The sequence below is a fragment of the Marinobacter algicola DG893 genome, from assembly GCF_000170835.1.
Taxonomy (GTDB): domain Bacteria; phylum Pseudomonadota; class Gammaproteobacteria; order Pseudomonadales; family Oleiphilaceae; genus Marinobacter; species Marinobacter algicola.
Genome location: NZ_ABCP01000002.1, coordinates 177,694 through 204,077 on the forward strand (window position 1 = coordinate 177,694; position 26,384 = coordinate 204,077).

The following is a 26,384-nucleotide window of genomic DNA, read 5'->3' on the forward strand; positions in this document are numbered from 1 at the left end:
TCATTTCGCTCAACCGGGAGCCACCGCCGCTTCACCGGGGCGGACCTCGCGGAATAAGATGTGATCTTCAAAACTGCCCAGGCGGATAGTGCCAAGGCTACGGAATCCTTCGGACTCGTAGAACGGGAGATACCGGCTATTGCCGGTATCGAGAACAAGCCCGCTTCCACGGGGGTTTTCTGCGCATAGCTTTTCAACCGTAGACAACAGTAAACGCCCGTAACCCTTGTTCTGGTAGTTCGGATTTACGCCCATCAATGGCAACTGATGAGCCAGGGGCTGCGGCAACATTTCCCTGATTTTTTCGTGATAATCCAGGTAACGACGGGTGCAGGCAAACCCGGCTGTCAAAACCATACGAATGCGCCAACTGATCTGCTCCGCGAGATTCAGCCGGAGCTCCGGTTCGCCGATGAAGGCAACGGCCACAAGCGTATCGTTCACCAACACGCCCACGGCGTCCTGATTCAGACCAAAATAAAGATCAATCAGTTCCCGAACTGTTGCCCGTACCCGCTGTTGGTAGCCTGGGCGGCGGTGATCAAACAGATACTCGAACGTAGGTTCGTCACGGTAGGCATGCACCAATATGGAAATCGCCTCATTTCGGGCACTCCCGTCAAGGCGGACGATGATCGGCTGCGGATTGTTCTTGTTTTCTGTGCCGTCGTTCATCAAAGGCTCTCCAGTTACCTGTCTCAAATCGTCAATGTCAGACGTACGGATACAATTCCCGGGTCGTTCTGGCGGTCCATGGATGCCTGATCTATCTCCACACCGTGGCCAGTGTTCAACCGCTCCAACCAACTGGCCACCTCGGTAAAGGGTGCACCTTCGAGCCAGACGCGAATGGCGTCCTCACCACTGGGCTCGAAGCGCTGCAGGGAAAGGCCTGCCTCGCTGGCGCTGCGAGTCACCAGAGCCATAAGCGCACGACCATCTGCCGGTGTATCACCGCCTGCAGCCCCACCCTGAGACGTGCCGGCACTGGACAGACGCTCCAATGATTTACGATTTGTCTCAAGCCACGCCAGCAATTCGGTGGCACGCTCCCGCGCGTCCACGGCTTCGTCATGGAATCCCGTCGCAGGGCGCCAGACTCCGAAGTAGAGAATACCCAGGAGAATGGCCACCGCAAGAACCGACAGGGCCTGCTGGTCCCTGCGAGGCAACTGGTCATACTGGGCGATGAGCTTTCCGACGGCTGGCTGCTCCTTGATCCTGTTTAACATGCCGTTACCCTCCGGAAACCGTCAGGCGACCGCGGGCGCCATTGGATTCATTAACCACCGAACCGATCTTCGCTTCCAGTCCGCGACTGGTCAGGCCATTTCTCAAGGTGCTGAGTTTGTCGTAACTGTCTGCACGCACATCGACCACAAGTTCCCCACGGTTCTTGCTGTAGTTCACCGAATTGAAGGTGACAGCGCGCGCATCGGGAATCTTCGAATACTGTTCACCCGTGTACTTCATCAACGTAATGAATCCGGCGTCTGGCCCCTCCGCCTGAAGCTGACGCAACTGCCCTTCAACAACACGGCGCACGTTACCGGAATGGGTCCTGGTATCCCCCGGGAAGGCGTCACGATAAACCGCCATTGCCTGTTCCCGAATCTCGTCGGCTTGCTGCTGATAGTAGAATCCCATGCCGACTTCCACGCCAATCTGGATCACAAACCACACGCATGCCACGGCAACCAGCGGTTTCCACGCCCCCAGCGCGCTCGATTTTCCCGTGCGGATGCTGTAGGCCCCCTGGCACAAATTGATCGGCTGGCAAAGGTGATGATGGTGGGAGTGTGCCAGCAGTTCCAGCGGCATCAATTCCAGCGTTTCCTCGCGGACCACCAGGCGCCCCGATGCTTTCAGCTCACCCAGATCCGCCTGCTGGTGCTCGAATTCCTGCTCAGTGCCATAAACCGTCACCGGCACCTCAGCGACTACTTCATCGGAGGGCGGCAAGGCGAGCGTTTGCGCAAACATCGCGAGGTTCCGCGCATGAACACTGAGCCACTCCCCCTGGTCGCTGGACAGCATGGCAGAATCCCCGTCCAGGCAAACCGACCAACCACCTTCAGTCAATGGCAGCAAGCTGGAATCCGGATAAATCGCATCCAGCTTGAGATGATCCCAACCACTGAACATTACCACCCATTCTGCCATTTGCCCGTGGTCGATGGCCGCCACCCGAAAACCTTTTTCCGTACGGTTGCCAAGAGCCAGATGAACGCTTTCGATATCCTGGGCAACCTGCTCTTCAACCGCGTAAGGGAGCGCCTGATGAACAAATCTCGTCTGTTTCGCTGGAATATCAGCCACACAGAAGAGCGCCTCGTCGCCGGGAATGAGACCAACCAACAGCACGTTATCGAGGTCGTTCTGGGCCAGCGTCTGTTCAATGGCGTCTCGCGGGTCCGCGGTTCCCCGGGCCTGGGCATCTCCGCTGGCATCCACCAGCACCCAATTGTATAACTGGGCTTCCGGGTTGGCGTCGGGGTCTGCGAACGGTGGCCGCGGCCTGACGTAGAGGCGATATGACATTCTGAACAGTTTCCTTTTTCGAAACCTTTTCGAGGTTATCGGTTCTTTTTGTGACGATTTTCCGGCTCCGGACTTCCCTATTGCTCGGAGACCGTGAACGGTTCCTTGGTAATGCGATTCTTTTGCCCGGTGTCACGGGACACCGTCTGCATCTCGCCTTCCGGGCTTCGATAAACCGTGCTGACCAGATTGGCAACCCGGTTATCGTAGGTAATCCGCGATACTACTTCAAAAAAACGGGTTTGCAGGCCGAGGCCCGTCGGTTTCATTCCCCTCCCTGCAAATTCATCTATTGCCAGGAAGTCCTGTACATTCTCAAAGCGCTCTTCCAAACGTCTCTCAAGAATAGCGTCTGCCTGTGCCTGTGTCAGTTCCTCATGGAGAGACCTGAGCACTGGTGCTGTCGCGGTATTCACGTTGATACCCAAACCGGTCACCGGCAACGCCGCTACGTGAGGCCTAAGAGCCCGATAGGCTTCCTCTGTCATACCATCAATCATGCGAAGTTCGGAAACATCGACAAACGGCTGGTTGCCCGCCCGATAAGCCGGGTCGGCCGAAAGGTACTGCCCGTCTTCGGCCCCATAGGCGCTGACCGTCTGGTCGTCCGGATCGATCCAATCCACCAGTGCATCGACATTGACTGTGGTGATATCAAGCACCTGGAGCAAACGAGCGATTCGATCACGAACCATAGGGTCGACCTGCCCATTGGCACTCACCAGGTCATTGAGATTGATCCTGCCACCAAGATCATCGATCTGGACCTCGGCGACGCCATTGTCGTCCAGTGGGAGAATGGCGGCATTCTTGGCCCAGAACTCGTCCAGGCTATCCACCATGAGGTTGTCCTCCTTGTCTTCCTCAAAGTCGCGCACCAGAATCTGGCGAGCAAAGGCTTCCGCTCCCAGGGCCACGCTGTGCCCCTGCTGTTGGGCAAGGTAGTGGCTGGCGCGGAATACCCGCACGCTTTGCTGCTGCGTCATGCCCGTGGCCAACATGACCACCAGCGCCATGGCGAGGAGAACCATAATCAGTGCAACGCCACTCTGGCGCTCACCGTGCCTACCGTTGAATAAACGCTTAGCCACCCGTCACTCCTGTCCCGGATGTGTCCTGGCCCGGGTTTGGGTTTTGATCCTGATCCTGTTGTTGATCATCGCCCTCATCATCTGCGGCATCGTTGACGCTATTCACCACACCCTGAGCAACGTCATTATCAAAATCAGGCAGCGTGAAGGTTCTGACCAGCTCTCCAAAGCGTTCATGCTCTATGGTGACCTCAATACCCAGAGGTAAAGGGATGTCGGGACGCGTGCCCGGCGACATATTCGCCATGCTCTCTTCGCCAGGCCACTCATCCCGCCAGTTTCGCTGGTCATCGAGAAATCGAACCGCGAAGTCAGTAACGTTGGAGAGCAGAAGAAGGTCCTGGCTGTTGTCTTCCTGCCCCCTATCGACGGTGACCCAGTATCGGCGGCGCAGTTCGTCCCCGGTGTATTCCCAGCCCACCCGCTGCAGACTGCTGCGGCGGGTGCCAAGAGGGTTGCGCCAGCCTTGGCGGGTGAGAATCAATGAAAACTCTTCCTCACGGCTGGTCAAAGCGGGACGAAAATCACCGTAAATGTCGCGGGCGGAACGGTTCACCACCTGAGTAATGTCCCGCTCCAGCAAGAGCATGGTGCGCTGGATGTCATCAAACTGTTCCGCGACTTCGTTGACCCGGTCCCTGGACGCGACCACATTGCCCAACACCTGCCATACCCCGAGACCGATAACAGCGGTAATGGTCACGGCAATCAGCACTTCCATAAGGGTAAAGCCAGCTTGAGCGGAAGCGCACGACCTTTGTTGGCAAACAATCAAGGAGGTCGACATCAGTTCTCACCAATAAACGCAGACAGCGTGTGAATCGGGGCGGGTTCAGTTCTGTCGCCGCGATATTGGGCTACGGTCACTTCAACACGAAGAATGGATGGATCTTCAGTGGCAAGAACGGCGGTGGTTACCTGCCATCGATACGAGCCGTATTCGATGTCGTCCGAGTTCTCTGAAATAGAGGGCAGGTTTTCCTGAAGCCGGATTTCGTTGATGCGATTGTCCGCCACCCAGCCAGCCAGGGTTTTGTCGCGAATTCGCTCATAACTGGAAATATACTGACTGCCAACCTCAGCAGCGGCGGTCGCAATCAGGCCAAACACCAGCAAAGCCACCAGGACCTCAATCAGTGTAAACCCGCGTTGGTCCTTCATTCTTCCTCGGCCTCCTGGCTCCCGGGATAGCGCCATTCCAGGGGAGAAACGCCATCAGACGTAATGGTGTGCATCCGGGAATCGTCGCGGCCAACAAGAAATTCAATCTCAAAGGGTGTGGTTTCACCGCTGGAAAAGAACACCACATCCGGTCTCAGTTCATCTTCGTCAGTCGCCAGGCGTGGGGTATCGCTTTCGATGTATTCAGTCACCGTGATCCATTCTGGAAAGCTCCGTGTCCGGAACATCCGCTCGGCTGGCTGCTTCCATTCACCACTCAACTCTTCCCAGGCGACAAACCGAAAGCCGTCATCCTCAAGAACCAGCCCCAGTTCAGTATTGTTCAGTATCGCCTGCTCTGAGGCTGTCTGCATCAACAGGTAAAGTTCGCGAACTTCGTTTTCCATCTCGCGATCACGGGAACTGCCGCCCATGGACATAACGGCAAGCGCTGCAAGCAGTCCAACCACCACCAGGACAACGAGTATTTCGATCAGTGTGAAGCCCGACTGTCGCGTCCTGGAGAGCACAATCAGTCCCTGACCTTCCACACGCTGATGTCGGCGTTATCACCGTCACCACCTTCCCGGCCGTCCGCACCGTAGGAATACAGGTCATACGGGCCTTCCCGGCCTGGATTTACGTACTGGTACGGTGCACCCCAGGGGTCTTCGGGAACGCTGTTGAGATAGCCTTCGGGGTTCCAGTTTCGAGGCTCTGGGCTGCCACTGGGCTTGGACACCAGTGCCTCAAGGCCCTGTTGAGTGGACGGGTAATGGCTGTTGTCGAGACGGTAGAGGTCCAGGGCATTCGCTACGTTACTCATCTGCGTTTCCGCCACCGTCACCCGTGCCTGGTCACTTCGCCCCATGATATTGGGTGCCACAATGGCTACCAGCAGGCCCAGAATGACCATGACCACCATGATTTCGATCAGGGTAAAACCCCGTTGTGCCATTTGAAGTTTCATTGTTTCGCTCTTCATCTGTCCCTATCTCTGGGTTTGGAAATGGAATTGGCCCGCCAGTCCTGGCCTAGCCAACCAGGTTGCTCATATTGAGGATCGGAAGCATGATTGCCAGCACGATAATCAACACAACCACGCCCATCAACAGCAGCATCATCGGCTCAAAAAGGCCTACGATGGCAGCAATCTTGGACTGCAATGTGTTCTCCTGCATCGTCGCGGTCCGCTCCAGCATGCTGTCCAATTCGCCGCTGGCTTCACCGCTGGCGATCATGTGCAGCATCATCGGCGGGAAGTACCCCGTCTGATCCAGCGAGCGATGCAGGGAACCGCCTTCACTCACCTTTCTGGCTGCATCCCGCAGTTCCTGGCGCAGATGGTCATTCGAGAGCACCTCACCGGCAATACGCATGGCTTCCACCAACGGCACACCGCTGGTCGTCAGAATACTCAGTGTACTGGCATAGCGCGCTGTGTTGACACCGCGGACCATGCCTGAAAACAGCGGCATATTCAGTAGGCTTTTATGGAAACGGAGCCGGAACGAGGGCTTCTTTAACGACCACCGGAAAACAACCAGTGCGACAACAATCAGTATCAGCAGATAAATACCGTAGTCGCCCAGGAAATCAGAGACTGCCAGCATGGCAGCCGTCAGCGCCGGAAGCTCCTGCCCCTGCTTCACAAACACCTCAATGATGTCCGGCACCACATAGGTCAACAGGAACACCACAATGGCGATGGCCACAACGCTGAGAATGATGGGGTAAATGGCCGCCAACTGGATTTTCTGACGGGCCTCCTGACGGGCCTCGGTATAGTCCGCCAGTCGGTTGAGCACCAAATCCAGATGCCCGGCATGTTCACCCGCCGCAACGGTGGAACGATAGAGCCGCGGAAAGGCCCGCGGGAATTCACCCAGGCTGTCCGCCAGGCTGTAACCCTCCATGACTTTCGCGCGTATGGCAATGAGCATGCTGCGAATGCGTGGTTTGGAAGACTGCTGGGCGGCTGCCGAAAGTGCCTGTTCAATGGGGATGCCGGATTGGATAAGCGTCGCCAACTGACGGGTCACCAGGGCCAGGTCCGCCGTTGCCAGGCTGCCCCGGCTACTGAGGGGATTGCTCCGGGCCTGCTTTTCCGAGGCAGGCTCCACCGCCAGGGGCGTCAGGCCCCGTTCACGCAATTGCTGGCGCACCGCCCTTGGCGCATCGGCCTCGACAACGCCCTGCTTCTGTTTGCCGCGACTGTCGAGCGCCTTGTAATCGAATGCTGGCATGGGGTTACCTGCTCCGGTGGGTCACGCGAAGGACCTCTTCGACCGTGGTCACCCCATCCAGAATTTTCCGGACGCCATCGGCATGGATACTCGGCCCATGAAGTCTGGCCTCGTGTTCAAGATCCAGCTCCCCTGCCCGTTTATGGATCAATGAACTGATCTCCTCGTTGACCTCAACCACTTCGTAGATACCAATACGGCCCCTATAGCCCAACTGGTTGCAGTGTTCGCAGCCCTTGGCGCGGTGAATCGTCGGCGGATTGGCCGGGTCCTGTTGCAGGAATTCGCAATGCTCTTCGCTCGGTGTGTAGGGTTCACAACAGTCTTTACAGAGCACACGCACCAATCGCTGGGCCACGATGCCCACCAGGCTGGAGGAAATCAGGAACGGCTCAATGCCCATGTCCATCAGGCGGGTAATCGCACCCACGGCGGTGTTGGTGTGGAGAGTCGAGAGCACCAAGTGACCGGTCAAACTGGCTTGAACGGCAATTTCCGCCGTTTCCAGATCACGGATTTCACCAATCATGACCACATCCGGGTCCTGACGCAGAATGGCCCGCAGCCCCCTGGCGAAGGTCATATCCACCTTGGTGTTGACCTGGGTCTGGCCGATACCGGGCAGGTTGTACTCAATTGGGTCTTCAACCGTCAGTATGTTCCGGCTGCGATCGTTGATTTCCTGCAACGACGCATACAACGTTGTCGATTTACCAGAACCCGTGGGGCCGGTGACCAGCATAATCCCATAGGGCCGATAGATCAGCCGGCGCAGTATTTTCAGATCGCCGCCCGCCATACCAAGGGATTCCAGGCGAATGCTCCCGGCCTGTTTGTCCAGAAGACGCAATACCACCCGTTCACCGCTGGATGACGGCATGGTAGACACACGAATGTCGACCTCACGCCCTGCAACCCGCAGGGCGATACGCCCATCCTGTGGTATCCGCTTCTCCGCAATGTCCAGCTTGGCCATGACTTTGATGCGCGACACCAGCAACGGTGCCAGTGCTCGCTTGGGCTGCACCACTTCCCGTAGTACACCATCCACCCGGAAGCGCACCACTAGTCGTGTTTCGTAGGTTTCGATATGCACATCCGAAGCGCTGGTTTTGACCGCCTCGGTGAGAATGGCGTTGATGAGCCGGATGATCGGGGCGTCGTCTTCCTGCTCCAGCAGGTCTTCAGTCTCCGGCACCGAATCCGCCAGCGACGCCAGATCCATATCATCGCCAATACCTTCCACCATTTGCATGGCTTCGGCGGAATCATTCTGATAGGCCGCGTTCAGCGCGGCGTCGAATCGGGCCGGATCAATGGGAGAAAACCTTGCACGCCCTCCGCTGATGCGGTTGGCTTCCGCCAGGGCTGAGTGACCCGCCCCGGGCCGTACCAGGATGACAGGGTCGCCTTCGTCGTCACGGGTCAGGATCACACCGTTGCGTTTGGCGAACGTGAAAGGTAGACGGCCCAGCGGAGCATCCTGCGGCTGAAGTTCTGTGTCTGTGTCCACGATCATCCTCGTTTTGTTGCCGGGGCGGGAAGAAAAAAGTTCCAGAATCCCTTTCCATTCAATTAATTCAGAAAGGCTACCATAGGATATGGAACCGCTGAATAACTCTATACACTATACTGCCAATAAATCGTTGCAGTCTGATAACCTGTGGGCCTTTTGCCGGCCCACACCTGCTCTTTTCGGGACATTCGATGCTTTTTACCAGTTCAAGGTTACCACTGATACTCACCACCGTCGCAGGCATCGCCATGATTACTGTGACAGCGTGGCAGGGCGTTCGTTTCTGGCAGAATGAAACCAGTGCCGGCGACACCACCTCCACCGCTGACATGACAAAGGCGGAAACCGACACCCGGAAAGTTCCAGAGGTGAACCTGGCCTCTTTTGCTTTGTTTGGAGAACCCGGCAAAGAGGCGCCCCAAACGGAACCCGATACTGAAAACCTGCCAGAAACCAATCTGCGGCTCTTTCTTCGCGGTGTGCTGGCCGCCTCCGGAGATTTTCCTGGTAGCGCATTGATTGAAGACGACAAGCGCAACACCGAAGCCTACCTGGTGGGTGATGAACTGCCCGGCAATGCGACCCTTCGGTCTGTTCGCCCGAATCGCATTATCATTGAGCGCGGCGGCAAACTCGAGAACCTCTATTTTCCCGAAGATGAAGACAGAACGGGTCTGTCCATGGCTTCCACACAAACCTCCAACGATCAGGAGGAACCCAGGGACACGCAAATTCGTCCAACAGGTGTGGACAGACGCTCTTCATCCACCAACGCAGACACCAGCGACCAACGCCGCGAGGAAATTCGGCAGCGCCTTGAACAACTTCGCGAACGCCTGAGAACCAACAACTGAGGACAGCCATGGAGACGGCCGCATCGAATCCTCGCCGCAGCGGCTCCCTGCTTTCCATGCTACTCATGGTCATCACGTTAACGGTGGCCGCCTTCGAACTCAGCGAACGGCTCATGACCTACGTGCGCTCGGAATTCGGCGAGGAGGCCCATGGCCGGCTGGAAACCTGGCAAAACCTTCACGACATGGCTTCCCGGGCAGCCATCGACCGACAGCTCCGGCTCGTGAATTCCTTCTTCAACCGCGTCCGATTTGTCAGCGACATTGCCCACTGGGGTGAGGAAGACTATTGGGCGACGCCGGTTGAGTTGCTGACCACCAACGGCGGCGATTGCGAGGACTTCTCCATCGCAAAATACCTCACCCTTAAATCCATGGGCGTTCCCGACGAGCAACTACGTATTGTCTACGTCAAGGCTCTGGAGCTGAACCAGGCGCATATGGTGCTGGCGTGGTATCCCGAGCCTGACGCCGACCCATTGATCCTCGACAACCTTATCAACGAGATCAAACACGCGTCCCAGAGACCGGATCTGGAACCGGTCTACAGTTTTAACGGTGACGGTCTGTGGTTGAACCGTTCCGGTGGCGACTCCGAACGAATCGGGGAAGCAAGGAAACTGGAGCACTGGCAAAGCCTGAATGATCGCATGGTGGACAGCCTCCGCTAGACTCACCGCTGTCGGCATAAGACACAACACTTGTCGCCAGACGACACTGCGTTGACAGTACCTGGCGGTACAATCTGCCCCACGAATAATCAGACGCACACACATTATATCAACGAGGAATGGCCAACATGCGACGCTGGAACGGCTGGGGAGATGACCAGTTCAATCTTGAGTTACCCAAAGAGGGGCAGCGGTTTCTGGACAAGCGCGTGGGAAGCGCCACTCCACTGGCGGATGTATCCCTGGAACAGGTTTGTGCCCAGGTGCCGGAAAGTAGGCTGCCGCCAAATCCAGCCTGTATCGACGCGGCCGAAGATCGGGTGCGTCACGCCCGCGGGCAAAGCCTCGCAGACTGGCTCGCCATGCGCAGCGGCGACTTTGGTGTTTTTCCGGATGGTGTTGCCTATCCGGAGACGTCCCTGGATGTCCAGGCCCTGCTTCAATACGTCGACGACAACGGTATTGCCCTTATCCCCTATGGCGGCGGCACCAGCGTGGCGGGCCACATCAACCCCGTGGCCAGCGATCAACCAGTGCTGACCGTCGATATGGGGCGGATGAATCGCCTGATAGACCTGGACAGAGAAAGCCAGATCGCTACTTTCGGGGCGGGCACCCCGGGACCGTTGGTGGAGTCCCAGTTGCGGGCGCTGGGTTATACCCTGGGGCACTTTCCGCAGTCTTTCGAACTGTCCACCATTGGCGGCTGGGTCGCCAGCCGTTCCAGCGGACAGCAGTCACTCCGCTACGGTCGTATCGAGCAGCTGTTTGCCGGGGGCCGCATCGAAACCCTGAAAGGCACACTGAACATTCCCACGATTCCCGCTTCGAGCGCCGGCCCGGACATCCGCGAGATGATCCTGGGCTCCGAGGGCAGGATCGGCCTGATCACCGAAGTTAAAGTACGTGTCACGCCCTTGCCGGCCCATGAAAGCTTCCATGTCATGTTCTTCCCTTCGTGGGAGGAGGCTCGGACAGCCTGTCGCAAACTGGTGCAGAACCGTACCCAGCTCTCGATGCTTCGCCTGAGCAACGCCATCGAGACCGAAACCCAGCTCGCCCTGGCGGGACACCCCGGTATGATTGGCCTGCTGGAATCCTATCTGGGCCTGAGAGGCGCCAAATACGGCAAATGCATGATGACGTTTGGCCTTACAGGCAGCAAACGCCAATGCCGGAATGCGCTCAAGGAAACCCGCGAAATCTGCCGCGAATTTGGCGGCATCTACACTGGTCAGAAACTGGGCGAAAAATGGGCGGCCAAGCGCTTCACCATGCCCTACCTGCGGGAAGCGCTCTGGAAACTCGGTTACGCCGTCGACACCCTGGAAACCGCCACCGACTGGGACAACGTCGATAAACTCTTAAACCAGATTGAAGAAAATCTCCGTAACCAACTGAATGAAAAGGAAGAGCTGGTTCACGTTTTCACGCACCTTTCGCATTTCTATACCCAGGGCTGCAGCCTGTATACCACCTATGTGTTCCGCGTGGCCGACAGCTACGAGGAAACCCTGGCTCGCTGGAAAACCCTGAAAAACAGCACATCGGACATTATCGTTAACAACCGGGGCACCATTAGCCATCAACATGGCGTTGGCAAGGATCACGCTCCCTTCCTGCCGGTTGAAAAAGGCGAGCTGGGCATGCTGGCCATCGGATCTCTTTGCCAGGCATTCGACCCGGCCGGCTTGATGAATCCACAAACACTGGTTCAGAAGTAATGCCACTGACGCGCGAACAGAAGCTTGACCAACTGGCCCGTGGCGACGCCGACTTCGATGTGGTGGTGATCGGCGGAGGCATTACCGGCGCGGGCATTGCTCGCGAAGCTGCCGGTAGCGGCTTGAGCACCTTGCTGGTGGAGCAACGGGACTTCTCCTGGGGCACTTCCAGCCGTTCCTCGAAGATGATCCATGGTGGCCTGCGCTACCTGGGCAGCGGGCACTTTCGCCTGACTCGGGACGCGGTTCGAGAACGGGAGCGCCTGTTGGCAGAGGCGCCGGGGCTGATTGATCCCCTTCGTTTCATCATGCCTCACTACCAGAAGCAGTTCCCCGGCCCGAAGCTGTTCCAAATGCTTCTGCGCCTGTACGACCGACTTTCAGGCAAGCCATCCAGGCAGCGACTCAGCCCGGTAGAAACTCTGCAGTGGGTGCCTGGCCTGTCAACCAGCCATCTTACCGGTGCCAGCGGTTTCACCGATGCTGTCACCGACGACTCACGGCTGGTGCAACGCGTGCTCGCAGAAGCCGAAGCCGATGGCGCCATTTGTCTGAATTACATGGAGGCGCAGACCGTTCTCCGAAACAGTGAGACCAACACCGTCACAGGCGTTCGGCTTCTGGACACCAGCAAAGAGGCCCAAACACAGGAATTGATCGTCAACACTCCATTGGTTATTAACGCCACGGGTGCCTGGGCGGGCCAATTGAAGCAGACCAATAGTGCAGACACCCGAATACGTCCCCTGAGAGGAAGCCACCTGGTTGTTCCCTATTCGCGGCTTCCGGTGTCCTGTTCAGTTTCCCTGTTTCATCCGGAGGACCATCGCCCGGTATTTGCCTTCCCATGGCAAGGCGCCACGGTGCTCGGGACCACGGATCTCGATCACATAGAGTCGCTGTCCCATGAGCCGGCCATCAACCGGAAGGAACTGGACTACCTGCTGCAGATCTCCTCAAGCCTGTTCCCCAGTAGTGCCATAACAGAACGTGACGTGATCGCAACCTGGGCCGGAGTGCGCCCCGTCGTCACCCAATCACCCGTGGTCAATCAATCAAAGGGAACGCGAAAACCCTCAAAGGAAAATCGGGAGCATGTGATCTGGTCCGACAACGGCCTGATCAGTGTCGCCGGTGGCAAGTTAACCACTTTCCGGTTGATCGCCCGGGAAGTACTCGAACGGGGGCAAATATCAGGGTTTCGCCTCAGGAACGATGCGCAGCCTGTATTCACACCGCCCCCGAACCTCGAACGTCCTGACGCCATCAGCCATCAAAACTGGCATCGTTTACAAGGCTTTTACGGCCCTGCTCTGGCAGAGGTTCTGCGTGCCGGCACCCATGAAACCATTGCTGGCACCGATATGCTATGGGCAGAGCTGGCCTGGGCGGCCGCCAATACAGGCGTAATCCACCTGGATGACCTGATGTTGCGCCGTACCCGGCTCGGGCTGGTCCTTCCAAAAGGCGGCGAAGATCTGCTCCCGGAAATACGTTCTCTGTGCAAACCCATCCTGGCCTGGGACGACACCACCTGGGAACGGGAAGAGGCACGTTATCTGGAGCTCTGGCGCGCTAGCTATTCGCTACCGGCCACATCTCCGGCCAAACCGGGGGCCACTGGATGAACACGACCGAACCGCTCATCCTGGCCATCGACAACGGCACACAGAGCGTACGGGCCCTGCTATTCGACACTCAGGGCAATCTCGTCGGCAAGGGCAAACAGGAAATTGAGCCCTACTTCTCCGAGCAGCCGGGCTGGGCGGAACAACATCCGGAGTACTTCTGGGATAACCTCGGTAAGGCGTGCGAACTGCTTTGGAAAAACACCGAAGCCAGGCCGGATCAAGTGGCCGGGGTAACGCTGACCGCCCAGCGGGGCACCGTCGTTAATCTGGACGAACACGGAAAGCCACTTCGACCAGCCATCATCTGGCTCGACCAGCGACACGCCCGGGTTGAAGGCCCAGTGCCTGGCGCTTGGGGCTGGCTGTTCAAGCTGCTTCGGCTTGAGCCTACCGTTGACCGCTTCCGAGAAAAAACCCAGGCCAACTGGATTGCTCAGAACCAGCCAGAGATATGGGCGGCCACCCGGCATTTCCTGTTGCTGTCGGGCTATCTGAACTACCGCCTGACCGGCCAGTTCAGAGACTCCGTGGGCAGCCAGGTGGGGTATATCCCATTCGACTACAAACGCCACCAGTGGGCCGGCCCACGTGATTTCAAGTGGCTCACCATGCCCGTTCGCCGTGAGATGTTGCCGGAGCTGGTTAAGCCCGGCGATAAGATCGGCAACCTCACCGAAGACGCGGCCCGGCAACTTGGCTTATCCGGGCCACTTCCGGTGATTGCAGCGGCGTCTGACAAGGCCTGCGAAATACTCGGCTCCGGTGGCCTGACACCAGATGTCGGCTGCATGAGCTACGGCACTACCGCTACCATCAACACCACCAGCAAACGTTACCTGGAACCGGTTCGCATGATGCCGCCCTATCCCTCCGCCCTGCCCGGCCATTATTCCACCGAGGTGATGATCTACCGGGGTTTCTGGATGGTGAGTTGGTTCAAGCGCGAATTCGGCCTGCGGGAACAGAAACTGGCGGAGCAGAAAGGCGTGGAGCCGGAAGTCCTGTTCGATGAACTGGTTCGGGCCGTTCCGGCCGGTTCCATGGGATTAATGCTACAACCCTACTGGTCACCCGGGGTGCGTCAGCCCGGGCCGGAAGCCAAGGGTTCCATCATCGGTTTTGGCGACGTGCATACCCGCTCCCATATCTACCGCGCCATACTGGAAGGCCTGGCTTACGCCCTGCGTGAAGGTAAGGAACGGATCGAGAAACGCAGCGGCGTCCCCATCCGCAGGCTGAGAGTCGCTGGTGGCGGCTCTCAAAGCGACGCTGCCATGCAACTGACCGCCGATGTATTCGGCCTGCCCGCGGAACGGCCCCATACCTACGAAACCTCCGGTCTTGGTGCCGCCATCGACGCCGCTGTTGGCCTGGGGCTCCATCCGGATTTTGAAACGGCGGTGAGCGCGATGACCCGAGTTGGTGATGTCTTCCATCCGCAGGCCGACACCGAGAAACTCTATGAGCGCCTGTATCGTGAGGTATACCTGAAAATGTACCCTCAGCTTCAGCCGCTGTACCGAAAGATCCGCGATATCACCGGCTATCCGGATTAACACAACAAACCGAACAATCTCTTGAATTTAGCCGTCACTCCGGTAAAACTCTGGATCAGTCACAACAACAATCACCCGGTTCCACCCCCAGAGCACAAAGGCAAGCCCGATGTCGGCCTTAGACTACCTCGTACCCTATGACTTCTCGCCGCTCACCATAGTGAGTTTCGTGCTCGTTCTGGCGTTCTACGGGTACGGCCTGGTCAGGATGCCTGCCGAAGATCGCCCTGGAAGCGGCCGGATACTGGTAATTGTGGTGGGCGTCATGCTTTGTTACGGCGTGATGCAAACCCGTTTTGATTACTACTCCCAGTACATGTTCTTCGTTCACCGGGGCCAGCACCTGATTCTGCACCACCTGGGGCCGATCCTGATTGCATTGTCCAATCCCCTTCCGGTAATGCGTTTCCTCTATAGCCTGATCGCTCCCGGGGTACGGCGGGCATTAATACCGCTGGGATGGGTGTACCGTTTTCTCCAGCACCCGGCGATTGCCTCATTCCTGTTTGTGGGGCTTATCTACTTCTGGCTCTGGCCCCCTATCCACTTCGACGCCATGCTCAGCCGGGATCTGTATTGGGTGATGAACTGGAGCATGCTGCTGGACGGCATGTTGTTCTGGTGGTTGATCTTCGACCCTCGCTCCCCGGTTACGAGCGACGCCCTCGGTTATGGTAAACGCATCCTGCTTCTGGCGGTGGTTGCAATACCTCAGATGATCCTTGGCGCTTATATCGTGTTTGCGCGAGGTATGGTGTACGACGTTTATGAGGTATGCGGGCGGGCCTGGCCCATGCCGCCTGAGACCGATCAGCTGCTCGGCGGGTTGTTGACCTGGATTCCGCCGGCGATGATGAGCATTCTCGGCATACTGATTATCCTTCGACGTGCCATGCGTGAAGATGGCAAGGTGTCACCCTATAACGAAAAACTGAAGGCCAGCCATTCATGAAAAGTCGGTTCCTACCCTGCAGTCATAGAACGATCTCTGCCATGGCACTTTTGGCGTCCCTGGTGATGCTTGGTGGGTGCTTTGGCGACGATGAAAACTGGAATGGCAAAGACATCAGTGGGCTTATGCCGGAATTGGCCTTCGAACTGACAGGCACCTCGGGCGAAACGGTGACGGCTTCGCAAACCGACGGCAATATCCGGCTGCTGTTCTTCGGCTTCACGTCTTGCCCCGATATCTGCCCCGCCACGCTTCAGAAACTGTCCAGGGCGGTGACAAATTTGCCGGAGGCGTTGCGGACGGACACGCAGATTGTCTTTGTCAGCGTGGACCCACAACGGGACACCCCAGAACGCATCGACAGCTACGTGAGCTTTTTCAGCGACCGGGCCATCGGCCTGACCGGCGAGGAACCGGCGCTCAGGGAACTCAGTAAGCGTTATCGCACGACCTTTGGTTACGACGAGCCAGATGCGGAAGGTAACTACAACGTCTCACACAGCGGCGCCGTGTATGTGTTCGACCGCGAAGGAAAGGCCCGCCTGTTGATCCGTCCAGAGCTGAGTGTGGAGGAAATCCGTACAGATCTGGTGGCGTTGGCTGAAGAAAGCTAACGCGACCGGATCACGAGATGACGCCGCGTTCCCTGAGGCTCGCTATTTCGCCGGGAGAAAGGCCGGCAACCCTCTCCAGGACTTGTTTAGATTGTTCCCCCAGCAGCGGAGGCGCCGTCCTGTAGCTTACCGGAGTCAGCTTCAGCCTGATTGGATTGCCAACCGTCGGGACATCGCCCAGCAATGGGTGTTGAACAGACTGCTTCATTCCCCGCGCAAGAACCTGTGGATCCTCAAAGACCTGATCCAGGGTGTTAACCGGTCCACATGGCACCCCGGAGCGCTCCAGAACTTGCACCCATTCCTGTGTTGACCGCATCACCGTGGCCTGCCGCAGCCTTGGAATCAATTCCTTGCGATTCGCCACTCTGGCCCGATTTGTCGCAAAACGCTCATCGCTTGCCCACTCCGGATGCCCGAGCACATCGCACAACCGCGCGAACTGCTCATCGTTACCGACTGTCAGCACCATGTTGCCGTCTGCCGTCGGAAAATCCTGATATGGGACAATATTGGGATGGGCGTTACCCATCCTCCCTGGCGCCTGGCCCGTGGTCAGGTAATTCATGGCCTGATTCGCCAGACAGGCTACCTGCACATCCAGCAGCGCGGCCTCCACATACTGCCCCTCTCCCGTACGGTCACGGTGACTGAGCGCGGCGAGCACACCGATCGTGGCATACAGCCCGGTCATAATGTCCGTCAGTGCTACGCCGACCTTCATCGGCCCGGCGCCGGGCTCCCCGTCCGGTTGCCCGGTGATGCTCATAAGCCCGCCCATGGCCTGGATCAAAAAATCATAGCCGGGCCGATTCGCGTACGGGCCATCCTGGCCAAACCCGGTGATCGAACAGTAGATGAGTTTGGGGTTGATACGCTTCAGGCTTTCATAATCCAGGCCATAGCGCTTGAGGCCACCCACTTTGAAGTTTTCAAGAATGACATCCGATTCTGCGACCAGCTTTCGGATCAGTTCCTGCCCTTCGGGATGGGCGATATCGACTGCGAGGGACTGCTTGTTGCGATTGGCGGTCAGGAAGTAGGCGGATAGATCTGCATTGCCATCAGCCCCCTGAAGATAGGGAGGCCCCCACGATCGAGTATCGTCCCCGGATTTTGGGCGCTCAATCTTGATCACCTCCGCGCCGAGATCGCCCAGGATCTGGCCCGCCCAAGGGCCGGCCAGCACCCTGGAGAGATCCAGGACACGCAAGTGAGATAGGGCACCAGTCATTTAATTCTCCTTGAACACAGGGCTTAGCGCATACCGCCGAGGCAGAGGTACTTGAGTTCCATGAACTCGTCCAGGCCATACCGTGACCCTTCACGCCCCAAACCACTTTCCTTGACCCCGCCAAAGGGAGCCGCCTCGGTTGAAATGATGCCATCGTTGATGCCGATCATGCCGGTTTCGAGGGCCTCGGCCACATGCCAGATGCGCCGGATGTCATTGCTGTAGAAATATGCCGCCAGGCCAAATTCCGAATCGTTTGCCATGGTGATTGCCTGTTCTTCGGTCTCAAACCGGAACAGTGGTGCCACCGGGCCAAAGGTCTCCTCACTGGCCACCAGCATGTCTTGAGTAACGTCCGTGAGGATGGTGGGCTCGAAGAAGGTGCCGCCAAGAGCGTGTGCCTGGCCTCCCATCACCACTTTTGCGCCCCGTTCTGTAGCATCGGCGATGTGCCGCCTGACTTTGTCCAACGCAGCCTGATTGATCAGTGGACCTTGGTGGGTTTCGCCTTCCAGGCCTGGCCCCACGACCAGCTTGCCAACCGCCGTCTTAAGCTTGTCAACAAACTCGTCATACACGCCAGATTGCACATAAATGCGGTTTGCGCACACACACGTTTGCCCGGTATTACGGTACTTGGAGGCCATTAATCCGGCTACCGCGGCGTCGAGATCGGCATCGTCAAACACGATAAACGGCGCATTGCCGCCCAATTCCAGGCTCACTTTCTTGACCGTTCCACTGGCCTGGCGCATGAGGAGTTTGCCCACGGGCGTAGACCCCGTAAACGACACCTTGCGAACCACAGGGCTGGTGGTCATTTCCTCACCCACCTGCGGCGCCCGGTCTTTCGAGCAGGTAACGATGTTGAGAATCCCTGGCGGAACTCCGGCGTCCTCAGCCAACGCCGCCAGGGCGAGCGCACACAACGGCGTGTCTTCCGCCGGTTTAACTACTACGGGACAACCGGCGGCCAGTGCCGGGGCGACCTTACGGGTGATCATGGCCACCGGAAAATTCCAGGGTGTGATGGCCGCCACGACTCCGATCGGCTGTTTGATAACCACAATCCTCTTGTCACGACCGTGGCCCGGAATCACGTCGCCATAGGCCCGCTTGGCTTCCTCGGCAAACCACTCGATAAAGCTGGCGCCGTAGGCAACCTCACCACGTGCCTCGGCCAACGGCTTGCCCTGCTCTGCCGTCATCAAACTGGCCAGGTCCTCCTGATGTTGCATCACCAGATCGAACCAACGACGCAGAACACCCGCTCGCTCCTTGGCTGGACGGGCACGCCACTCCGGCCACGCTGCCTCAGCCGCGCGAATGGCCTGCCGGGTATCTTCGGCGTCCATATCCGGCACGGAAGCAAGATGCTCGCCATTGGCCGGGTTGGTTATCGAGAGCCGATTGCCCGACCGGGCCTGGACCCATTCGCCGTTGATATAGGCGCTTTCGCGCAATAGTGCCGGGTTTGTCAGTCTGATAGTCATCACATTCCTCACAGAAGAGAGTCAACGCTCTCCGAGCAGATAGCTTTCAATCACATCCCTGACAAACGCGGCATAGTCGTCAACAGCAACATTCTGATCACGGTATTTCCTGCGTTTCAGGTACCAGTCCTGCAATAAGGCTTTGATCATGGAGGCCACAAGGCGGGCGTTTCTCGAGCAGTAAACCTTGGCCTCTATGCCATCCTCAATGAGCCGAAGAAAAATCTCCTCGATCTCCAGCTCAATGGCGACAGCGTCACGTTTTTCCTCGACCGGCAGGCTCTTCGCTTCCATATAGGAAAAGTAGAACCACGCCCGCATTAACTCACTCAGGTACAAATGTGCCTTGATCGCGGCAAACAGTCGGCCACGTACATCCTGAACTTCATCAGTGTAGTGAAGCAGGGTCCGACGCGTGATGATGAATCCGTGGCTCTGGATCAGGTGAATCAGGTCATCCTTGTTGCGGATATACGCATAAAGTCCGCCCATGCTCATGCCGGAATCCCCACAAAGGTCCCTCAGCGTCATCGCATGGAACCCCTTGGAGTTGGCCAGCCGCAGGGTCGAGTCGATGATTCGGGTCAGATTCTTGACCGCCGTCGCCTCCTTTTTGATACTGATGCGCTCCTTGTTCTGGCGGAACACATCACGGATCACATCCTCCTTGGACAGACGGACTTCACCGCGGAATGCTTCGTAATTTTCGATCATAACTGCCACGTCCATTTGCCTCTGCGGCGGGGATTATAAGCCACACTATGCCACGGACAAGAATCGGTCCTGTGTGGCCTGGTCCGTCTTCAGCTCCTGACTGCTCGCTTCGTGCACAACCTGGCCCTTTTCCAGAATGTAGGCTCTTTGAGCGTGCTTGAGCGCGAATCGCACACTTTGGTCGGTAAACAGGATGGTTGTGGTTTGGCTGAGATCGTCAATCAATTCACCGATCTGCTGCACGATAACCGGGGCCAGTCCTTCGTTGGGCTCATCCAGCAGTAACAGTCGTGGCTGAATCATCAGGGATCTTGCCACCGCCAGCATCTGTTGCTGGCCACCAGACAGGGTAGCGCCGTCCTGGTCCGCCCGTTCGCCCAGCATCTCGTATTTCTTGAGAATGCCATCCACTGTCCAACGCGCGGCACTGCCCTTGCGTTGATAGGCGGCCACATCCAGGTTATCCCGCACTGTCAGACCGGGAAATATCCGGCGGTCTTCCGGTACATACCCGATGCCAGCGCGGGCAATCCGGTGTGCCGGCCTACCCTGGATCGGCTTGCCTTCATAAAAGACCTCTCCGGATCTCGGAGGTGTCAGACCCATGATGCTTTTCAGGGTGGTGCTCTTTCCGGCACCGTTCCGGCCCAGAATGCAAACCGTCTCACCGGCTTCGAGCTGAAGAGTAACACCCTGGAGCGCCTGACTCTCACCATAGAACGTTTGAATATTGCGAACATCAAGAATCATGGGTTGGCCTCCTCGACCGCCTCGTCGTCTTCTTCGCCCAGGTAGGCGACACGAACCTCCGGGTGGTTCTTGACTTCCTCCGGGGTACCGGCAAAGAGCTTTTCGCCACGGTGCATGACCAGAATCCGGTCCGCCAGGTTGAAGACCACATCCATATCGTGCTCGGTAATCATGAATGTGTAGTCACCGCTGTCTGCAAGCTTTTTGATCAGCCGCGTGGTGCGCCTCGTTTCATCCGGGGTCATCCCGGCGGTGGGCTCGTCCAGTAGCACCAGCTTCGGCTGCGTTGCCAGCACCATGGCGATTTCCAGCAATCGCTTGTCGCCGTAGCTGATCACTTCGGCACGTTGTGCTTTCAGGCTGTCGATGCCCAGACGCTTCAGAAACTCGACCGCCTCCTGCTGGATAGAGGTATTACGGGAAGCAATATTGAACAGCTTGCGGCTGTGGCCATGATAGGCCGACAACACCACTTCCACGTTCTCCTGCACCGTCATCTCAGGAAAGATGTTATTGATCTGGAACGATCGGGATACGCCCAGTCGGCTGATCTTGTGGGGAGGCAGGCCGGTTATATCCCTGCCCTCCAGCATGATCTTGCCTTCCGTCGGCTGCATCCGGCCGGAAACCATGTTGTAGAAAGTGGTCTTGCCGGCACCGTTGGGACCGATAATCGCGATGGTTTCCTTGGGCATGACGTCCAGGCTGATATCGGAGACCGCCGTAACTCCGCCAAACCGTTTGGTCAGGTTGGTAATGGTAAGGACCGGGTTACTCATTTCTTCACCTCCATCCACCAGTCAATGGCGGTGCCCAACAGCCCCTTGCGGAAGAAGATCACCATCATCGCCAGGATGATCCCCAGAACCAGCATCCAGGACTCCGTGTAAGTGGTAATCCAGGTTTCCAGCAATACGAACGCCGCAGAACCGATAAACGGGCCGAGGAAAAACCCGGTGCCACCGAGGATTGCCATCAGGATTGGTTCGGCGGACATGGACCAGTGCAGAAGTTCCGGGCTCGCCACCCTCAGGAACGGGGCGATCAGGCCACCGGCCAGGCCCGCGAAGGTTCCGGCGATGACGAAAGCCACCAGGCGATACGTACGCACGTTCAGCCCGGCGAAGGATACCCGCTCGGGATTCTGGCGGATCGCCTTGAGAATCATGCCGAAAGAACTGCGGCAGATCAGATACAGCACGATTGCGGCAATGGCCACAATACCCAGCACAACATGATAATAGACCGATGGATTGGCCAGGGTCAGATCAAGCCCAAGCCCGAAAGAGCCCAGTGTAAACCCGGCGAGGCCGTCACTGCCGTTGGTCACCGATCGCCACTGGTAAGCAATGGCAAAGACCATCATGCCAAAGGCCAGGGTGAGCATGGCAAAGTAAACCTCGTTGAGCCGTACGCTCAGGAAGCCGATCATCAAGGCCAGTAGCGCGGACGCCCCCATGGAAACCAGCAGGCAGACCAGGAACGGCCACTCCAGGTGAATCAACACCAGGGCGGTGGCGTAAGCGCCAATACCGAAGAACGCCGCATGCCCGAAGCTCAGCATTCCGGTATATCCGAAAATCAGGTTGAAGCTGGCCGCGAACAGACCCAGGATCAGGATTTCGGTAAAAATAAACACATAGAAATAGGAAGCAATCCAGGGCACCGCAATCAGCCCGGCAATCACCACAGCCAGAATGGCCATAAGAACCTTGGTCTTCATGCGTTTGCCCCCTTACCCATCATGCCGTTTGGTTTGAACAACAGAACCAGCGCCATACCAACGAATGGCAACAGCAGGTTCACTTCCGGCAGGTAGCGGCCACCGAAGCCGTGAATCAGGCCCAGAATGATGGCTCCGAGCAAGGCTCCCGGGAAGCTTCCCAGCCCCCCGATCACCACCACAATGAACGACTCGATAATGATCTTGTCCCCCATGCCAGGATCCAGCGCACGCATGGGTGCCGCCATCACACCTCCGACGGCCGCCAGCCATGCCCCAAAGGCAAACACGCCGGTCACTACCAGCCGGGTGTTGATGCACAGCGCCTCGGCCATATCTCGATCCAGTGCCGCGGCTCGCATGATGCGGCCGACGCGGGTGCGGTTGAAGAGGTACCAGAGACCGGCCAGCAATAGCAGACCGATGACGATCACAAACAGGCTGTAGGTGGCAACCGAACTGCCCAACAGCTGCACCGAACCCGAAAGCAGATCCGGCGGCTGGACCACATGGATGCCACTGCCCCAGATCATCCTCACACTTTCGTTGATGATCAGCAGGATTGCGAAAGTCAGAAGCAGACTGTCTGCTACGTCACGGGAATAGATGAAGCGCAACAGAACCCGATCGATGATGACGGCCAGGATAGCGACGCCAATGGGCGCCAGGATCAGGGCCGCCCAGAAAGGCATGCCCGCTATATTGATCAGTGTGAAGGCCAGATAGGCCCCCAGCATGTAAAGTGCCCCGTGGGCAAAGTTGATGATGTTCAGCACACCGAACACGATATTAAGGCCCACTGCGATGATAAACAGCAGCAGCCCGATATCGAGACTATTCAGCAACGCCGCTCCGATGCCAGACATGTATTACCTCATTACGTTAGGGCCGGATTCGTGGCGCCCCGAAGGACGCCACGGCAAGCAAAAGAACAACCGTCAGATTAAAGCTTGCAACCGGTCTCTTCGACGGTGCGGGCTACTTTTTCGCCGTCAAATATCTGCAGGTTGTTCAGCGTGCGGATACCGTGTTCCGGATGCATGGGGCCAGAAACACCCCAGTTCGGGCTGACCATAGCCTGATTATCGCCCTTGCGGAACGTGACCGTTCCGTTCGGGGCTTCCATGCTCATGCCGCTAAGCGCCTTGGCAACTGCAGGGCCCTCGGTGCTACCGGCGGCTTCCATTGCCTGCTTGTAAGCGTACATCGCGGCATACGCACCCTCGGCGTTATAGCTCGGCGGATTGCCGTAGGCGTCAAGGTAGGCTTTCACGAAGCGGTCGTTGATGTCGTTATCGTAGGCCTCGTACCAGTATCGTGTAGACAGGTGCACGCCCTCAGGCATTTCTTCACCCAGCGCAGTCAGTACTTCCGTCGCGGCGCCAACGGTAAACATCACCTCCAGGTCCTTTTCAAAGAACCCACGGGTATTCGCCTGCCGGACAAAATTGACCAGGTCACCACCCCAGACAGAGATCAGAACGCCCTCGGCGTCAGAGTCCATCACCCTGTCAATGAACGGGGTGAAATCCTCGGCGCCGAAGCGCGGGAAGTTGGTCTCCGACATCAGGTTGACGTCCGGATTGATCTCTTTGAGATAGTTTCCGAAGAATTCCCAGGACTGATGACCAAAGGCATAGTCCGGACCAATGGTAGTCCAGTTGGTGGCATCGGTTTCTGCTGCGACCAGAGCAGCAGCTTTCATGTTCTGGGCCACGTTGACGCTGATGCGATAGGTAAACGAATTACACAATTTGCCGGTGACATCCGGTGTGGCGGCGTGGGTAATGATCAGGGGTTTCTGCAACTCCGGCATGGTTGGAACCATACCCTGGGCCACGCCGGAGCTGTCCAGGCCCACGAGCGCGTCCACACCCTCCGAGTACACCAGTTTACGGGCAGCCTGGATGGCTACCGACGCCTTCCCCTGGGTGTCCTCGTAAACCATTTCGACCTGGCGACCCAGAATGCCGCCGGAGCCGTTGATTTCATCCACCGCCAGGTCGATGCCTTTCTGGGCAAACTCTCCGTAGGTGGCAGCACTGCCAGAGAGAATGTAGAGGCCTCCGATCCGGATCGGGTCATCGGCATAACTGATACCTGCAGTACCAAGCGTAGCGGTTGCGGTCATCGCAACCATGAGTTTCTTGATGCTTATTGATTTCATGTTAATGCTCCTGTGTTCTTGTCTTTGTTGTCACTGGAACGTCCAGGCCTGTTGAATCAAGCCGGGATTTCATTGTCGTAAGTTCGTCGTTCGCGTTATCGCAACCTCCTGCTGACCATGGTCAGCGCAGTCATCAGGACAACGTGTCCCTTAGAATGTTCTTTCGGATCTTGCCAGTGGCTGTCTTGGGCAACTCACCCAACACGACCTTTCTGGGCGCCTTGAAGTGCGCCATTTGTTCTCGACAAAAAGCGATGATCTCCTCGTGCGTGAGTTCCTCTACATCATCGATCGGATTGATAAAGGCGCAGGGGACCTCCCCCCATTTTTCGTCGGCCATGGCCACCACTGCCGCCTCAGACACTCTCGGGTGTCGGTACAGCACCTCCTCCACTTCCAGACTGGAGATGTTTTCGCCGCCGGAGATAATCACGTCCTTGGCCCGGTCGCGGATTTCGACATAGTGATCCGGATGCATAACGGCGAGGTCTCCTGTGTGGAACCAGCCGTCGCTGAACGACTTTTCGGTGGCTTCCTCATTCTTCAGGTACCCCTTCATCACCGTGTTGCCGCGGATACAGATCTCGCCCATGACATTTCCGTCAGCAGGTACTGCTTCTCCGCTGACCATATCCAGCACTGCGACTTCATCCAGGCCGTGCATGGGAACGCCCTGGCGGGACATTTTTTTCGCCCGATCCTCCAGTGGCAACTGCTGCCATTCCGGCTGGGGCACACACAGTGTCGAAGGGCCGAACGTTTCGGTCAGGCCATACAGGTGAGTAATCTGGAAGCCAATCTCCTCTGCCTTGCGGATAACACTGCTGGGGGGCGCTGCGCCACCGAGAGCAAATCGGGCGGGCCGGGACAGTGTCAGGCTCGCCCGTCCCAGATCCTGTATCAGCAGGTTCATCACCACCGGCGCCCCACACATGTGGGTGACACCGTAGTCTTCGATGCGTCGGTAGATCTCCTGACTGTCCACCTCCCGAAGACACACATGAGTACCCCCGACGGCGGTGATTGCCCAGGTATAGGCCCAGCCATTGCAATGGAACATCGGCAGTGTCCACAGGTAGACGGTCTCGGCCGTCATGTCGAAAGCCATGGCGTTGGTCATGGCCGCAAGATAGGCACCGCGATGGTGGTAAACCACACCTTTTGGATTGCCGGTGGTTCCAGAGGTGTAATTCAGGGAAATGGCGTCCCACTCGTCTGCCGCATGCTGCCAGCCAGCCTCGGCATCGCCTTCCTGCAGCAAGGCTTCGTAATCAAGATCCGCCAGCCCCTGGCTCTTCCCGGCCTTGCTATCGATGGCCACCAACAGGGGATTCACCTCAAGCTCGGCTACAGCGGCCCGTACCTGCTCTTCCCATTGGGTGTCGTAGAACAGAACCCGGGCCTCACCATGAGCCAGGATAAACGACAGAGCCCCGGCATCCAGACGGATGTTGATGGCGTTAAGTACCCCTCCGGACATAGGCACGGAGTAATGGGCCTCAAGCATTTCGTGGGAGTTCGGACACAAAATGGCTACCGTGTCGCCCGTCTCGATACCGCGGCGGCTCAGGGCACTCGCCATCTGGCGGCAGCGAGCGTAAAGCCCCCTGTAAGACAGGTTCATATCGTCGTCAATCACCGCCAATTTTTCCGGGTACACCCGAGCCGACCGCTGCAGCAGCGTGAGCGGAGTGAGTGGCGAATAGTTTGCGGTGGTCTTGTTCAGTTTCTTGTACTTGTTCATGT

The 26,384-nt window shown here is 57.6% G+C and carries 26 protein-coding genes; 7 read left to right on the plus strand and 19 right to left on the minus strand.

Annotated elements, in window-relative coordinates:
• Positions 1–9: 9 nt before the first annotated feature.
• The 10 genes from MDG893_RS03045 to gspE form a co-directional block, all read right to left on the minus strand.
• Entirely contained in the window at positions 10–675 is a 666-nt protein-coding gene (locus MDG893_RS03045; RefSeq protein WP_007152252.1) for a GNAT family N-acetyltransferase, read from the minus strand.
• Positions 676–698: 23 nt separating this feature from the next.
• Positions 699–1,232, minus strand: coding sequence for a type II secretion system protein GspM (gene gspM / locus MDG893_RS03050; RefSeq protein WP_007152253.1), 534 nt, complete (start codon positions 1,230–1,232; stop codon positions 699–701).
• A gap of 4 nt (positions 1,233–1,236) precedes the next feature.
• Positions 1,237–2,541 carry a type II secretion system protein GspL gene (gene gspL, locus MDG893_RS03055; RefSeq protein WP_007152254.1) on the minus strand — a complete coding sequence of 435 codons (1,305 nt, stop codon included), beginning with the start codon at positions 2,539–2,541 and terminating at the stop codon, positions 1,237–1,239.
• A 77-nt stretch (positions 2,542–2,618) separates the two neighbouring features.
• Positions 2,619–3,632 carry a type II secretion system minor pseudopilin GspK gene (gene gspK / locus MDG893_RS03060; protein ID WP_007152255.1) on the minus strand — a complete coding sequence of 338 codons (1,014 nt, stop codon included), beginning with the start codon at positions 3,630–3,632 and terminating at the stop codon, positions 2,619–2,621.
• Complete coding sequence (gspJ, locus tag MDG893_RS03065) at positions 3,625–4,419, minus strand: type II secretion system minor pseudopilin GspJ (protein ID WP_083797656.1); 795 nt, start codon at positions 4,417–4,419, stop codon at positions 3,625–3,627. The genes gspK and gspJ overlap by 8 nt, the downstream gene beginning before the upstream one ends.
• Entirely contained in the window at positions 4,419–4,793 is a 375-nt protein-coding gene (gspI, locus tag MDG893_RS03070) for a type II secretion system minor pseudopilin GspI (protein ID WP_007152257.1), read from the minus strand. The genes gspJ and gspI overlap by 1 nt, the downstream gene beginning before the upstream one ends.
• A complete protein-coding gene (gene gspH, locus MDG893_RS03075) occupies positions 4,790–5,329 on the minus strand; it encodes a type II secretion system minor pseudopilin GspH (RefSeq protein ID WP_425268450.1) in 540 nt (179 codons plus the stop codon). Before gspH ends, gspI begins: the two co-directional genes overlap by 4 nt.
• Positions 5,326–5,763, minus strand: coding sequence for a type II secretion system major pseudopilin GspG (gspG, locus tag MDG893_RS03080; protein WP_279625873.1), 438 nt, complete (start codon positions 5,761–5,763; stop codon positions 5,326–5,328). The genes gspH and gspG overlap by 4 nt, the downstream gene beginning before the upstream one ends.
• 64 nt (positions 5,764–5,827) lie before the next feature.
• Positions 5,828–7,039 (minus strand): type II secretion system inner membrane protein GspF, encoded by a 1,212-nt coding sequence (gene gspF, locus MDG893_RS03085; protein ID WP_007152260.1) that lies wholly within the window; start codon positions 7,037–7,039, stop codon positions 5,828–5,830.
• A gap of 4 nt (positions 7,040–7,043) precedes the next feature.
• Entirely contained in the window at positions 7,044–8,558 is a 1,515-nt protein-coding gene (gene gspE, locus MDG893_RS03090) for a type II secretion system ATPase GspE (protein ID WP_007152261.1), read from the minus strand.
• A 188-nt stretch (positions 8,559–8,746) separates the two neighbouring features.
• Here gspE and MDG893_RS03095 point away from each other — a divergent pair, with 188 nt between their 5' ends.
• From MDG893_RS03095 to MDG893_RS03125, 7 genes are all read left to right on the plus strand, one after another.
• Positions 8,747–9,409, plus strand: coding sequence for a type II secretion system protein N (locus MDG893_RS03095; RefSeq protein ID WP_007152262.1), 663 nt, complete (start codon positions 8,747–8,749; stop codon positions 9,407–9,409).
• A gap of 8 nt (positions 9,410–9,417) precedes the next feature.
• Complete coding sequence (locus MDG893_RS03100; protein ID WP_007152263.1) at positions 9,418–10,080, plus strand: transglutaminase-like cysteine peptidase; 663 nt, start codon at positions 9,418–9,420, stop codon at positions 10,078–10,080.
• A 128-nt stretch (positions 10,081–10,208) separates the two neighbouring features.
• On the plus strand, positions 10,209–11,804 hold the full coding sequence (locus MDG893_RS03105) for an FAD-binding oxidoreductase (RefSeq protein ID WP_007152264.1): 1,596 nt from the start codon (positions 10,209–10,211) through the stop codon (positions 11,802–11,804).
• Positions 11,804–13,432, plus strand: coding sequence for a glycerol-3-phosphate dehydrogenase/oxidase (locus MDG893_RS03110; protein WP_007152265.1), 1,629 nt, complete (start codon positions 11,804–11,806; stop codon positions 13,430–13,432). Before MDG893_RS03105 ends, MDG893_RS03110 begins: the two co-directional genes overlap by 1 nt.
• On the plus strand, positions 13,429–14,991 hold the full coding sequence (locus MDG893_RS03115) for an FGGY-family carbohydrate kinase (protein ID WP_007152266.1): 1,563 nt from the start codon (positions 13,429–13,431) through the stop codon (positions 14,989–14,991). The genes MDG893_RS03110 and MDG893_RS03115 overlap by 4 nt, the downstream gene beginning before the upstream one ends.
• Before the next feature lie 109 nt (positions 14,992–15,100).
• On the plus strand, positions 15,101–15,943 hold the full coding sequence (locus MDG893_RS03120; RefSeq protein ID WP_007152267.1) for a cytochrome c oxidase assembly protein: 843 nt from the start codon (positions 15,101–15,103) through the stop codon (positions 15,941–15,943).
• A gap of 41 nt (positions 15,944–15,984) precedes the next feature.
• Positions 15,985–16,557: an SCO family protein gene (locus MDG893_RS03125; protein ID WP_007152268.1), complete on the plus strand. Its 573-nt coding sequence runs from the start codon at positions 15,985–15,987 to the stop codon at positions 16,555–16,557.
• A 10-nt stretch (positions 16,558–16,567) separates the two neighbouring features.
• Here MDG893_RS03125 and MDG893_RS03130 read toward each other — a convergent pair whose 3' ends face one another.
• The 9 genes from MDG893_RS03130 to MDG893_RS03170 form a co-directional block, all read right to left on the minus strand.
• A complete protein-coding gene (locus MDG893_RS03130) occupies positions 16,568–17,791 on the minus strand; it encodes a CaiB/BaiF CoA transferase family protein (RefSeq protein ID WP_007152269.1) in 1,224 nt (407 codons plus the stop codon).
• A gap of 23 nt (positions 17,792–17,814) precedes the next feature.
• Positions 17,815–19,278 (minus strand): NAD-dependent succinate-semialdehyde dehydrogenase, encoded by a 1,464-nt coding sequence (locus MDG893_RS03135; RefSeq protein ID WP_040474268.1) that lies wholly within the window; start codon positions 19,276–19,278, stop codon positions 17,815–17,817.
• Between the two features lie 27 nt (positions 19,279–19,305).
• Positions 19,306–20,013 carry a TetR/AcrR family transcriptional regulator gene (locus MDG893_RS03140; protein WP_007152271.1) on the minus strand — a complete coding sequence of 236 codons (708 nt, stop codon included), beginning with the start codon at positions 20,011–20,013 and terminating at the stop codon, positions 19,306–19,308.
• A 30-nt stretch (positions 20,014–20,043) separates the two neighbouring features.
• On the minus strand, positions 20,044–20,748 hold the full coding sequence (locus tag MDG893_RS03145) for an ABC transporter ATP-binding protein (protein WP_007152272.1): 705 nt from the start codon (positions 20,746–20,748) through the stop codon (positions 20,044–20,046).
• The gene (locus MDG893_RS03150) at positions 20,745–21,527 is read right to left on the minus strand and encodes an ABC transporter ATP-binding protein (RefSeq protein WP_007152273.1); all 783 of its coding nucleotides are present in this window, start codon (positions 21,525–21,527) and stop codon (positions 20,745–20,747) included. Before MDG893_RS03150 ends, MDG893_RS03145 begins: the two co-directional genes overlap by 4 nt.
• Entirely contained in the window at positions 21,524–22,471 is a 948-nt protein-coding gene (locus MDG893_RS03155; RefSeq protein WP_007152274.1) for a branched-chain amino acid ABC transporter permease, read from the minus strand. The genes MDG893_RS03150 and MDG893_RS03155 overlap by 4 nt, the downstream gene beginning before the upstream one ends.
• Complete coding sequence (locus tag MDG893_RS03160; RefSeq protein ID WP_007152275.1) at positions 22,468–23,337, minus strand: branched-chain amino acid ABC transporter permease; 870 nt, start codon at positions 23,335–23,337, stop codon at positions 22,468–22,470. Before MDG893_RS03160 ends, MDG893_RS03155 begins: the two co-directional genes overlap by 4 nt.
• A gap of 77 nt (positions 23,338–23,414) precedes the next feature.
• Positions 23,415–24,638, minus strand: coding sequence for an ABC transporter substrate-binding protein (locus MDG893_RS03165; protein WP_007152276.1), 1,224 nt, complete (start codon positions 24,636–24,638; stop codon positions 23,415–23,417).
• Positions 24,639–24,771: 133 nt separating this feature from the next.
• Positions 24,772–26,382, minus strand: a complete 1,611-nt coding sequence (locus MDG893_RS03170) for an AMP-binding protein (protein ID WP_007152277.1) — start codon at positions 26,380–26,382, stop codon at positions 24,772–24,774.
• Between the last annotated feature and the right edge of the window lie 2 nt (positions 26,383–26,384).